The sequence below is a fragment of the Nostoc sp. genome (genome assembly GCF_041747015.1).
GTDB lineage: Bacteria > Cyanobacteriota > Cyanobacteriia > Cyanobacteriales > Nostocaceae > Nostoc.
Genome location: NZ_JBGTFY010000112.1, coordinates 1 through 11973, shown reverse-complemented (window position 1 = coordinate 11973; position 11973 = coordinate 1). Strand labels below are relative to the sequence as shown.

Sequence of the window (11973 nt, the reverse complement as noted above, 5' to 3'; positions counted from 1 at the left end):
TTTTAAAATTTTATCAACTTGTAGCAAGCGAATATATTGAAATTAAGTCGAGTATTGCTTTTCCGCTAATTTCTGTTAGTGAAATGAATAGATTTATCCAGCAAAGTAAAACTATGGATGAAATTGATTTGGTGCAATCCTTCAGCGCTTGGGTGCGTGGAAAGATAGCTTAAAATCATGAATTAATTACGAATTACGAATTACGAATTACGAATTATTTTAATATGCTTGTCAAGTCAACGGTTGGTGAACAAAGAACAGTGCTACATAACATTAGCTGGGAAACCTTTGAAGCCTTGTTAAGAGATACAGGTGAAGATAGAGGTTCTCGGTTTGCTTATGATTGCGGTGTTTTAGAAATCATGACTCCATTTTTTGAACACGAAAACCCCAAAAGTAATTTTGGTAATTTTATTATTGCTTTAGCTGAAGAATTAGGAATTGAAATTAGACGCGCTGGTTCTACAACATTGAAGCGGAAAATATCAAAGCGGGGAATAGAACCAGATACTTGTTATTATATCCAGAATGAACTAGCTATTAGGGGTAAGCAAACTTTAGATTTAGAAAATGATCCGCCGCCTGACTTAGCAATTGAGATTGACATTACCAGTAGTTCAGTTAACAAATTGGGGATTTATTCAGCGTTGGGTGTAACTGAACTTTGGAGATATGATGGGCAAAATTTGAAATTTTATCAGCTAATAGAGGGGCAATATGTCGAGTCTAAGTTTAGTATTGCTTTTCCTATAGTTTCAGTGAGTGATATAAGTAGATTTATTCAGCAGAGTAAAAGTATAGGAGAAATTGCTTTGCTCAAATCATTTCGTACTTGGGTGCGGGAGAAATTAGGATAGTTAATCAGGTAATTTGTACTGTAGATAATTGTCTGCATTGCAAACTAAGATAGGTGTGGAAATTACTACAATTTATGATATAGCGATAGCTTTTCAACAGTGGTATCATTTCTAGTAGCTAATACTAGAACTACTTAAAACAGGGTTATACAAATGAGAAGTAACAGAGAAATTGAAGATGTTAACTTAACTGAAATATCTGAAATTTATAAAAAACACACACATCATTATAATGAACACATACATCATTATAAAGTGAATGAACAAACAAAGATTTTTTTGGAAAAGGTTTGTAAGGAAACAAATATTCCGATTGAAAAATTAATTTCCACAAAAGAAATTTCCGGAAAATCTTGTTATATGGCTCATCCTATAGTAGGACATGATTTTAGAGAATGGTGTAAAAAAGAAAGAAAGCGTCAAGGAGAAGAAGAGATTAAAACGCGACTACAAAAAAAGCTTGGTGGAGAAATAGAAGTTCTAACAAACACAGGACTAATTGATCTTCTAACTGAAAAGGAGATTATAGAAATCAAGAGTGTTAAAACTTGGATTCACGGAGTAGGTCAATTGATAGTTCGTGGTCGAGACTACCCTCACCATTCAAAGCGATTACACCTATTTGGTAAATTCAGTACTAAAAGTAGAATTAAAAATCTAGAATTAATACAGAAATCCTGTATTCCTCTTGGCATTGAAGTTACTTGGGAAGGGCAGTCAGACAGCGAACGCGTATCCAACTCTTTAACAACAACCATGCACCCCATATTAAAATTCGATATTTCCGAACTAAGTGTATCTGAACGTATACAGCTTGCCGAGGACTTATGGGACAGCATTCTTAACACACCTGATGAAGTTCCTCTCAACGATGAGCAAAAACAAGAATTAGATCGACGCTTGGAAATGCATCGCCAAAACGCAAACCAAGGTTCAAACTGGCAATCCGTCAAGCAAAGACTAGGTTTATCTGAATGAGCTATCAGTTAATAATTAGTCATCTATAGCAGTTCTAAATAACTTGTAAAAAACTCTCTTGATTCTCCTCTCTGTGTCCTCTGCGTCTCTGCGGTTCGTTTAAGAAATAATTTTTATAACTCATTTAAGATTGCTATATGATTCCTGTTCTCAAAGTAAATCATTAGTAACAGTATGATCAAAGCGATCGCACCCTCACCCCCTAACCCAGTATTATTTCTCTTAGACGTGTGAGGATTACTAGGCAAGTTCACCCAAATTGGAAAACCCGCCTAAGTAACTAGCTCGACTTCTCGCTGAGTACGGAAGCAGGAAGTACTTGCAACTAAGTACACAGGTGCAAAGCTTTAATATTAGATAATGTATAAGTTCTGTGATCTATCTAAGGAATTTAGCTCAATAAGTGCTAATCATCCAGTATAGTTTTGCATGGGTTTTCAGTAGCTACAAGGCTGCTACCTTCAACCTTGTTCAACACCGTAATTTAGTACATCACAGACGCAAAAAATGAAATATCGGGGTTTTCACATTTCTTCAGCGAAAAATTTTCGCTTTCTTTCTAGTAGTCATCTCAAATATACTTTACGCATGGGAGCCGGACTAACGGCTTTGTTCGTTGTTTCTAGTGGGTCAATGCTTGAGGTCAATGCTGGTGCTACTCACTCAGCAGGCATCGTCCCAACTCTCATAGCGCAAGCTCCCGCAACGGCAACAGTTATTTACGTTAATCCAGCAACTGGTACAGACAATCCTGGTACTGGTACAACCTCAGCTGCACCCTACAAGAGCATCAGTTTCGCTCTCAGTCAAGCCCAATCAGGTGCAGTTATTCAATTAGCACCTGGGAATTACAACCAGGAAAGTGGTGAAAGCTTCCCCCTCTTGCTTAAACCAGGGGTAACACTGCGGGGTGATGAAGCTACTAAAGGTCAGGCGATATTGATTACAGGTGGAGGTTTCTACACTAGTCGCTTCTTTGCCAGACAGGACATTACCATCCTTGCTGACCAAGATACAACGATCAACGGTGTCACTGTTACCAACCCAAATGGGCGGGGTACTGGTGTGTGGGTGGAGTCAACTAATCCCGTTATCAAAAACAGTACTTTTACTAACAGTGTCAGAGAGGGCGTTTTTGTCACGGGTACAGGCAATCCCAAAATTGAAAATAACCTCTTTGTGCAAAACAAAGGCAACGGGATTTCAGTTACTAAATCTGCCCAAGGAGAAATTCGGGGTAACTTATTTCAGGATACTGGTTTTGGTCTAGCGATCGGTGGCACTTCCACACCTCTAATTGTGGAAAACCAAATCGTCGAAAACCAAGATGGTCTTTTTATCTCAGAGTTAGCCAAGCCCGTATTGCGTAAGAATGTAATCCAAAATAATAAGCGGGATGGAATAATAGCAACTGTTAATGCTTTACCCGATCTTGGCACCAACGAAAGTCCTGGTGGCAATCTCATCCGAAATAACACTCGTTATGACCTGAACAACGCCACTAAAACCGGTAAAATCCTCGCTGTTGGCAACGATATTGATCAGAAACGGATTTTTGGCTCAGTAGATTTTGTGGCCGCAACTGTTGACGTACCCCCTGGAGGTGCTGTCGCCTTTAAGGATGTGCCAACAGGATACTGGGCAAAAGTCTACATCGAAGCTTTGGCTTCCCAAAATATTATTGCTGGCTTTCCTGATGGCAGCTTTAAACCTAATGAACCTGTTACCCGCGCTCAATTCGCCACTATTATCACTAAAGCTCTGACACCACCAGTTAAACGCGCAGGTATTAAGTTTAAGGATGTAGCAAGTAGTTTCTGGGCTAACGCTGCAATTCAATCTGCCTATCAGAGTCAATTTGTTTCTGGTTATCCTGATGGCACTTTTAAGCCACAACAGCAAATTCCGAGAGTGCAGGCGTTAGTAGCTTTAGCAAATGGTTTGGGCTTAACTGCCAATGATCCAAAAGTCGTTTCCTTTTACACAGATGCTGCCCAGATTCCTAATTATGCGATCGCTCCTGTTGCGGCTGCAACTGTACGGCAATTAGTAATCAACTATCCGACAGCGAAGCAACTCAATCCTAATCGTCAGGCGACTAGAGCCGAAGTTGCTGCTTTTGTTTACCAAGCACTCGTCAATGCTGGACGTGTTCAACCAATTCCTTCATCTTATTTGGTGACAGTTCAGTAAACCCTGAAGAGAGCAAATTAAAAGCGCCAGACTAACAAATTACCAGTCTGGCGCTTCTAGTATTAGACCTATCTGCAAAAGCAGCAAGCCAAGTTTGATTGTCCAACTAACTTTGAACTTTCAACGGAGAGGGGGAGATTCGAACTCCCGGAACCTTTCGGTTCATCCGATTTCAAGTCGGACGCGATCGACCACTCTGCCACCTCTCCAATAAACTGTCTAGCTTGTGCCAACCATACATTTGTCGGGTAGTGCAGAAGCTGACAGATCATACTATATCTTATCATCTACACAGGTTGCACTACTAGATGCGAATGTCTACAACACACTACGCGATCGCTCGTACAAAATTTCCTCTGATGCCACATTGAAGTCATTGCCTACCCAAATTAGGGAAACTTGGGAAACCACACCCGCCTCTAGGGAGACAATGGAAAAATTACGCAGTTTATCGCTGCCATTTTCTACAATTCTGGGTACACTGGCTGCATTCAAGTAAATTATCCCCTCTGGACTTCTAAAGACGGGTTTTCGTAGCACCTTTTTGGTATGGCGCAGAGTTCGGTGCATATGACCAAATGTTACCAGAGGAATGGTTTTACCAGCAGTCAGAGCCTGAGAAATCGCCTCGCCAAAATCTGGGTCGCCAAAGTCACCGCCAATTGGATGCCAGTCTTTGCCACAAGGGTCTTCGGGGCGATCGCCTAACCCACTAGGACCATTGTGACCCAAAAATATAATCGTCTCGTAAGCCGCGCTTTTTACCACTTTGACGATGCGATCGGCAGATTCTTCTAGACTCGTCACACCATAACGTTCGTGACAGATTTCTGCATATTTCCACTCTGGTCCACCCCAGGTAAAAGGACGACCCCCCACTACAGTTAAATTCCCAGCCGGAAAATCCAGCTTACCGTAACCGACATGGGACGAGCCTAATAAATCGAGCTGTTGTTGTACCCAGTCTTCCTTGGAACGGTCATAAGGAGCCTTTTTACGTCCCCATTCGGTAGCAGTGTACCAGGCATCGTGGTTGCCCATTACTGCTGCTTTGGGAATATCGAGAGAGGCGATCGCTCTGACTACTTCCACCGACTCATTGCCAAAATCCCCCACGAACAGCACTAAGTCAACACCCAGATGCTTGAGTGCAACACCATCTTCTACTTCCCATTGGTCGTGAACATCTCCAACTACAGCAATTTTCAGGGTTATTATCGATTGAGTTTTCTGACTGGTCATGCCACTTTCCTTGCCGTCTATCTACCAGCATAGGAAACTCAGCCCGATTTGGACATAATCTCAGGATATCAACTGTCCACTATTTTTGGTAAAAACTACTATAATTGATTCCACGGAACAAAAATTTACAAATTAGAGCCCCTAATTGTGTTTACCACTGCACTAGCTCAACAAGACAAAATCGAACCAGGTGGCCTACCACTAGATTTGTTTGCTGCCATTGAGAGTCTCAAAAAAGAACTCAATGCAGTTATCCTTGCACATTATTATCAAGAGCCAGATATTCAGGATATTGCAGATTTTATTGGGGATTCATTACAATTGGCCAAAGCCGCAGAAAAGACCAATGCGGATGTGATCGTCTTTGCTGGTGTTCACTTCATGGCAGAGACAGCAAAGATACTTAATCCTGATAAATTAGTACTTTTACCAGATTTGAATGCTGGTTGTTCTTTAGCAGACAGTTGTCCACCAGAGGCGTTTGCAGCTTTTAAAGCAGAGCATCCAAATCATCTGGTGGTGTCTTACATCAACTGCTCTGCTGAGATTAAGGCGATGAGCGATATTATTTGTACTAGTTCCAATGCTGTGAAAATTGTCCAGCAAATACCGCAGGAACAGCCGATTATTTTTGCTCCAGATCGGAACTTGGGGCGGTATGTCATGGAACAGGCTGGACGAGATTTGGTGCTATGGCAAGGTAGCTGTGTTGTCCATGAAACCTTTTCAGAAAAGAAAATTGTCCAGCTAAAAATTGCTCACCCAGAAGCAGAGGCGATCGCCCACCCAGAATGTGAAAGTAATGTATTGCGCCACGCCAGCTTTATTGGCTCCACAGCCGCCTTACTCAAATATTGTCAAAATAGCAAGGCTAAAGAATTTATCGTTGCCACAGAGCCGGGAATCATTCACCAAATGCAAAAACTAGCTCCTGACAAGCTTTTTATTCCTGCCCCACCGATGAATAACTGCGCCTGTAACGAATGTCCGTTTATGCGGTTAAATACTCTAGAAAAGCTCTACTGGGCAATGAAAAATCGCACTCCCGAAATTACCATGTCAGAAGATATCCGTCTTGCCGCACTGCGACCAATGCAACGAATGTTGGAGATGAGCGTGTAGTTAGTATTTTTTATCCATTATGGTAGAGACGCGGTTTTGTGGCGTTTCTACCAACCATTTATTTTTTATAAACACTTGACTTGCAATTTATAAAAGATGATGCTAATATTTAAAATCGTGAGACAAATTGGGTCGGTGTCCGAGTGGTTAATGGAGACGGACTGTAAATCCGTTGGCTAGCGCCTACGCTGGTTCAAATCCAGCCCGGCCCACCACTTACGAAGTTATAAGTTATAATGGCTGGGTAAAGAGCAAAACTCCCAGCATTTTAACTTACAACTAAAAAATCAAAATTGTCTTTTGCCCGTGTGGCTCAGTGGTAGAGCACACCCTTGGTAAGGGTGAGGTCACGAGTTCAATCCTCGTCACGGGCTTTTTGCATAATAGATAGTTAACGCCAAATAAATGTCACGTTCATTGGAGTGTGACTGGAGGTTATGCGATCGCTATCTGTCGAATTAGCTCATATCCTGTGATAGTAGTAAAAAACTGAGAAGAGTTGAAAAGTGCTGTTTTGAGGCTAAATTCGGATTAAATTAGAAAACGACGTAGATAACCTTGGTTTTATTACTGCTACACAAGATCCGTTTCAGGAATCACTAGGGGGATAGAGATTTGTAGTCTGGTAAACTGCTGAAGTGATTCCTTCGTAATTGGAGAGGGCAGAATTTCTAACTTTCCTCCCATAGCTTCTGCCAGAGTCTGATTGATTAATAGCCTCATTCCTGGGGAAAAATCAGCGTTCTTTTGGTCAATCTGGATCGGCTGATCTTCAGATTTAATCAAATCAATCGGCTCACTCCAGAGTGTGGCATAGGTTGGTACATCCAGCCAAATGTTTACAAAATTACTTGTAGGCACAGTGCTGATAGAAATACAGATGCTACCTTCCTGCATCTGAGTAATAGCAGTCTCTATTAAACTGATCAATATTTGGCGGAGCCAGAGGTAATCTGCCCAAACATAAATTTCTGGGTCGGCGGGTAAGAATTGCAAGGGAAAATTGCGATTTTTCGCCAGCATATAAGTTAAGTTATGAACCTCCTCCAAAATTTGGGCTAAGGATCTGGGTTGAATATCTAATTTATTGGTACCGTGTTCAGTTCTAGCAACGTTAAGAATTTCGTCCATCAGCTTGAGTAGCTTCAGCGTTCGCTCTTGAGCTTGGGCAATAAATTCTCGCTCTTCGGCTGGATCTTCACACAGATCCGACAAAATTAACTGATGCAAGCCAATTAGACCATTCAGGGGCGATCGCAATTCATGGGTAGTCCGCGCCAAAAAACCAGCTTTAAACTGGCTCATTTCTCTTGCCATTTGATATGCCAACTGCGTTTGCTGTAGCTGTTGCGATATTCGTGGCATATCCTCTTGCTCTAATGGCGCTACTGGAAATGAGCTAGATGAAGTGTTTGACGATGCCTGCTGTGGGCGTAGCCATCGCACAAATAACTGACGGAAAATCATACCTAGTGCTATTCCTGCTCCTAGATATATCCAGTTGCTCCAATTCATAATCTGGCAATTATTAACTTGTTAATTGACCACAACAGCGCAAACTAAAGTTTTGGATTTCTCTGTTGTTCCAATCAGGAAAACAACATTATAGCGGTCTATATTTGATTATGAAGAAGAAATATCTAACTTGATCGCACCTTGCCGCAAAATTTGCCAATTTATCCCTGTCCATTTTGCAACGGTGGAAGGTACACCCATCCCCAACATTTCACCCTGGTATTCTGTCGTTGCTAGAGTCATAACCTGGGGAAACTGAACCGCAATTTCTGCCATCGTTTGCAAGGGCGGCTGCCCAGAAAAATTGGCGCTAGTAGTGGCAAGGGGGCCTGTTTGCGTCAAAATAGTTTGAGCGATCGCACTGTTTGGTACTCGGATGCCAATAGTCGTCGGGTCGATGGGATTCATAACTTTTGGTAGGCGTTGACTCGCTGGTAAAACTAAAGTCAACCCTCCTGGCCAATATTTATCTGCTAATTCTTGCCAAACATTATACTCCTTCTCACTACCTTTGACATACAACCACAAATCCTCAGCATTGGCAGCCATCAAAATCAAAGGTTTATCTTGACTGCGTTGCTTCGCCGCAAAAATTAGTGGCGCTTTCTCTGGTATCGCCGCAAGTGCGGGAACAGTATCAGTGGGAAAGCTCACTAAGAAGCCAGCACGTGCGCCAGCTACTAGGTCGGCGAGGGAAACTTGCGTCATTTTGCTAATGTAAAGAATTGTATCAATTTGCTAAAATTAGTCTTGTTGGAAATCAAGGTCGCTACTGAATTGACTTCCCAGCAATTAATCTAATCAAAGATAAATTGATATTAATGAATTATTAAATTAATCACATTAAGTAAGTTGGCATAATAAAACCGAACTATGTAAAGAAAGATAAACTTAGAAAATTCTGAGTTGGCTTTTCAGTTGACTCACAAAAGTGGCTATGCAGTGAAGGATAAGGTTAAGGTTAAAGCAATTGTCACTTATTCAGATAGAAAATAAAAGTAGCATTATCGAATCAGAGGCGGTTGAAATTACTCATTGAACGAGAGTAATTCAACACTCATCAATTCACATAAGCAAGGGCAAAGCGTTCAATTCCAGCTAGATCAGCGTGAATTTGAATTTTACAATAGCTACCTTGATTTTGCAAAAGTTCCCGCACTGCATCCCCCTGTCCTGCCATCATCTCAATTAGCCATAGGCCACCAGGTTGCAAATAGCTAGGGGAGATTTCTATCAAATGGCGGATGCAATCTAAGCCATCAATACCACCATCCAAAGCTATATGTGGTTCATGGTTAACTACTTCTGGTTGCAGGGTAGGTAAGATGCTGGTGGGTATATAGGGAGGGTTCGATACCATACCACTGAACTGACCTTTTAACAATGCCAGTGGCTCCCACCAGAAACCTTGATAAAATTCAATCCGGTCAGCAAAACCCAAATTATGAGCGTTAGCTTGGGCGATCGCCAGAGCTTCTAAACTGTAATCAACTGCATGAATTGTTGCTTTTGGCAAGATATCGGCTAATCCTAGTGCGATCGCTCCACTCCCAGTACCCAAATCCGCCCAGTGTCCTGACACATCATTAGCAGATGCTACAGCTAAATCAATTAAGCTCTCTGTCTCTGGTCTGGGAATCAAAACCGCACTCGACACTGCGATTTTAAACTGACGCCAAGGTGTAATTCCACTAATGTACTGCACTGGCAAGCGGTCATTTAATCGCCTCTGCCACAGATGCTCTAACTCTTCTAAAGGCAATTGCAGCTGAATTTGCGGCCAGTTTTTAAAAGACTCCAAACGCAGTGCCAAGCGGTCTAACCCAGCTACCTCAAGGAGGAGCCAATCAACCTCTCCTGGTGGGACATTAGTGGCGAGAGCTGCTTTAAGAGCTGCATTCCGCCACTGCCAAAGTTGTAAACCAGAAACTATCAGATGTTTCTCCCTCATACCTCAACCTGGGAGTGAATAACCGTTATTTTTTCGGAGCGGGGGGCTTGGCAGCTGGTGATTGATTCGGGGTAAGCGATCGAATAAAATTGATCGACTCTCTTGATGGATACAGAACAATTTTATTTATACCAGGATCGTTGCTGCTATTGAGAGCTTCCAGAACACCGTACAAATCTACCACCTGAATTTCAGTATTGGCTGCTTCCTTGGGCACGGCTTTTTTAAATTGGTCTAACAGAGCCATTGCTTGCTCTTTCTCAAAAAAGAAAGGGATATACCGCTCATTGCCTTTGGGGACAGGAATGGTCAAATAGCTATTATCTTTCTTAAACTTGGGTACAAATAAGGGAATACCAGTGAATTGCTGCCCTTTTTTACCATTTTGATTCAGCATACTCGTTGCTGAAGCTACCTGTTGTTGCGTCGGTACTAGAGTATAAATTACAGATTCTGATTTCTTTTTGCTTTCTTGGACTATTTTATAATAGTCTGCCAGAGACAAAGGTCTAACCTGTAACGTGCTTGCCAACTGGGGGTTTTCTTTTTTCAGCCGATTGTCAAGAAATTTTTGAGCATCTTGCTTGCTAATAAAAAATCCTACTTGAGAAATACTCTTAGATTCGTTTTTCTTTGATAAAACTACGAATTCACCCTTAGGATTAGTGAGCGTGAATACGGGTACTTCTTGTAGCTTTTTCACTATCTGATCTTGTGGCAATGCGATCGCTTCTAGATTGGCTATTCCTGGTAAATTGCCTATTCCTGAAAGTCCCGCCAAAAATACACTGCCAGCTATACTCAGTGTTGCGCCCAAACGAATAAATGATTTCATGACTGTTCCTCGCATTAATAGTCCAATTAAATTAAACAAATGGTTGGATTTGCACAGCACCAACTAGCTTCAGTTATATAGCAATATATTTCAGTTGTGAAAATTTATTTGTGAAAAACTCATTATGTTAGTTTATTGTTAACAATGAACTTTCAAAGCGCAATATTTCTGAACTATTTGGGTTATAGTATTGCCTTTAGCAATTGACTATGCTAGCGTTGTGTTTTTGTCGATTTGGCTTGACTATTCACCGCGAAATGCTGTAGATACCTATTCTATGTCTTCTCAAAGAGTTAAAAGTCTCTCCAACCGTGGACATGATAGATGGTATTTTATTGACTTTCTCTAAATATTAGGTGACGTTATTACTTAATCAATCGTTCCATTTACGATTGGTTTAATATATCCTCAAATCTATACAAAGTAACAGCAAATTTTAATTTTAATCATTGAGTAAGCTCCAGATACATTACTATATCTGGAGCTTACTCAATGATTAAAGTATCTTTATATCGGGATGACAGGATTTGAACCTGCGGCATCCTGCTCCCAAAGCAGGCGCGCTACCAAGCTGCGCTACATCCCGGCTAGATATATTTACTCTTTGGGAATTGGTTTTAACTTTCCGTAAAAGCGATCGCGCTTCACCAAAAGTATCAACTCAACAATCATATCACATGACACGGCTTATGCCTAATCTTTTTAATCTTATGATCAGACTACGTAGATTACATTGTTACAATTATACAAAGTTTTTCTGCCGACTTATTTTACAAGACATATTACTTGTTTTTTTGTCGGCTTAAACCCTGCCAAACCACATCAAGCAATATATCTTTATAATTCTACCTGATTTCTTGTGGAATCGAATTTTATTTAAATGAGCGCTAGTGAGGATACCAAAACATACCTTTGATGCCCTCTGGATCAGCCATAAATCCCATAGTTCGGTAGAAATCTACAACATGAGGATCGGCAAAAAGAGTGACATTACTAATTTCTTCACTCCTAAGTTTTTTGAGAACGTATTTCATCAGCGCCTTCCCCAGTCCTTGACTTTGGAAGTCTGGGTGAATCACCACATCCCAGATAGTGGCATTAAATGCATGATCTGAGGTAGCGCGGGCAAAACCAATGAGCCGCTTTTGGTTTCCTCTCACCTGCCACATTGAGGCGACGAGAAAACTATGCTCAATAGCTTTTTTCACTTTTCTTAGAGGACGACGCGACCAACCAACTGCATCACAGAGTTCTTCTAGCTCATATAGGTCAATGTCTCG

The 11973-nt window shown here is 41.3% G+C and carries 10 protein-coding genes and 4 tRNA genes; 6 read left to right on the top strand and 8 right to left on the bottom strand.

Annotation, left to right across the window (positions count from 1 at the left end; genetic code table 11):
* Positions 1-224 precede the first annotated feature (224 nt).
* The 3 genes from ACEW80_RS08805 to ACEW80_RS08795 all read left to right on the top strand — a co-directional run bounded on the left by ACEW80_RS08805 (position 225) and on the right by ACEW80_RS08795 (position 4028).
* Positions 225-857 (top strand): Uma2 family endonuclease, encoded by a 633-nt coding sequence (locus ACEW80_RS08805; RefSeq protein WP_373526224.1) that lies wholly within the window; start codon positions 225-227, stop codon positions 855-857.
* A gap of 756 nt (positions 858-1613) precedes the next feature.
* Positions 1614-1835 carry an addiction module protein gene (locus ACEW80_RS08800; protein WP_373526225.1) on the top strand — a complete coding sequence of 74 codons (222 nt, stop codon included), beginning with the start codon at positions 1614-1616 and terminating at the stop codon, positions 1833-1835.
* A gap of 507 nt (positions 1836-2342) precedes the next feature.
* The gene (locus ACEW80_RS08795; protein WP_373526223.1) at positions 2343-4028 is read left to right on the top strand and encodes a DUF1565 domain-containing protein; all 1686 of its coding nucleotides are present in this window, start codon (positions 2343-2345) and stop codon (positions 4026-4028) included.
* Positions 4029-4152: 124 nt separating this feature from the next.
* Here ACEW80_RS08795 and ACEW80_RS08790 read toward each other — a convergent pair.
* Positions 4153-4237: transfer RNA gene (locus tag ACEW80_RS08790), tRNA-Ser, on the bottom strand.
* A gap of 109 nt (positions 4238-4346) precedes the next feature.
* Complete coding sequence (locus ACEW80_RS08785) at positions 4347-5270, bottom strand: TIGR04168 family protein (protein ID WP_373526222.1); 924 nt, start codon at positions 5268-5270, stop codon at positions 4347-4349.
* A 147-nt stretch (positions 5271-5417) separates the two neighbouring features.
* Between ACEW80_RS08785 and nadA the strand changes: the two genes are divergently transcribed.
* The 3 genes from nadA (at position 5418) to ACEW80_RS08770 (ending at position 6766) form a co-directional block, all read left to right on the top strand.
* Entirely contained in the window at positions 5418-6392 is a 975-nt protein-coding gene (nadA, locus tag ACEW80_RS08780) for a quinolinate synthase NadA (RefSeq protein WP_373526221.1), read from the top strand.
* A 129-nt stretch (positions 6393-6521) separates the two neighbouring features.
* Positions 6522-6607: transfer RNA gene (locus ACEW80_RS08775), tRNA-Tyr, on the top strand.
* 87 nt (positions 6608-6694) lie between these two features.
* Positions 6695-6766: transfer RNA gene (locus ACEW80_RS08770), tRNA-Thr, on the top strand.
* A gap of 199 nt (positions 6767-6965) precedes the next feature.
* Here the strand turns inward: ACEW80_RS08770 and ACEW80_RS08765 are convergent.
* From ACEW80_RS08765 to ACEW80_RS08740, 6 genes are all read right to left on the bottom strand, one after another.
* Positions 6966-7907, bottom strand: coding sequence for a sensor histidine kinase (locus ACEW80_RS08765; RefSeq protein WP_373526220.1), 942 nt, complete (start codon positions 7905-7907; stop codon positions 6966-6968).
* A 108-nt stretch (positions 7908-8015) separates the two neighbouring features.
* Positions 8016-8615: an L-threonylcarbamoyladenylate synthase gene (locus ACEW80_RS08760; protein ID WP_373526219.1), complete on the bottom strand. Its 600-nt coding sequence runs from the start codon at positions 8613-8615 to the stop codon at positions 8016-8018.
* 352 nt (positions 8616-8967) lie between these two features.
* The gene (gene prmC, locus ACEW80_RS08755) at positions 8968-9858 is read right to left on the bottom strand and encodes a peptide chain release factor N(5)-glutamine methyltransferase (RefSeq protein ID WP_373526218.1); all 891 of its coding nucleotides are present in this window, start codon (positions 9856-9858) and stop codon (positions 8968-8970) included.
* A 25-nt stretch (positions 9859-9883) separates the two neighbouring features.
* The gene (locus tag ACEW80_RS08750) at positions 9884-10693 is read right to left on the bottom strand and encodes a Tic22 family protein (protein ID WP_373526217.1); all 810 of its coding nucleotides are present in this window, start codon (positions 10691-10693) and stop codon (positions 9884-9886) included.
* Between the two features lie 512 nt (positions 10694-11205).
* Positions 11206-11279 (bottom strand) — tRNA-Pro (locus tag ACEW80_RS08745).
* Positions 11280-11580: 301 nt separating this feature from the next.
* Positions 11581-11973 (bottom strand): GNAT family N-acetyltransferase (locus ACEW80_RS08740; RefSeq protein WP_373526216.1); only part of this gene is annotated, 393 nt, incomplete at its 5' end.

Coding starts and splice junctions, on each gene's coding strand:
- ACEW80_RS08805 (WP_373526224.1), top strand. CDS start 225: ATGCTTGTCAAGTCAACGGTTGGTGAACAAAGAACAGTGCTACATAAC.
- ACEW80_RS08800 (WP_373526225.1), top strand. CDS start 1,614: ATGCACCCCATATTAAAATTCGATATTTCCGAACTAAGTGTATCTGAA.
- ACEW80_RS08795 (WP_373526223.1), top strand. CDS start 2,343: ATGAAATATCGGGGTTTTCACATTTCTTCAGCGAAAAATTTTCGCTTT.
- ACEW80_RS08785 (WP_373526222.1), bottom strand. CDS start 5,270: ATGACCAGTCAGAAAACTCAATCGATAATAACCCTGAAAATTGCTGTA.
- ACEW80_RS08765 (WP_373526220.1), bottom strand. CDS start 7,907: ATGAATTGGAGCAACTGGATATATCTAGGAGCAGGAATAGCACTAGGT.
- ACEW80_RS08760 (WP_373526219.1), bottom strand. CDS start 8,615: ATGACGCAAGTTTCCCTCGCCGACCTAGTAGCTGGCGCACGTGCTGGC.
- prmC (WP_373526218.1), bottom strand. CDS start 9,858: ATGAGGGAGAAACATCTGATAGTTTCTGGTTTACAACTTTGGCAGTGG.
- ACEW80_RS08750 (WP_373526217.1), bottom strand. CDS start 10,693: ATGAAATCATTTATTCGTTTGGGCGCAACACTGAGTATAGCTGGCAGT.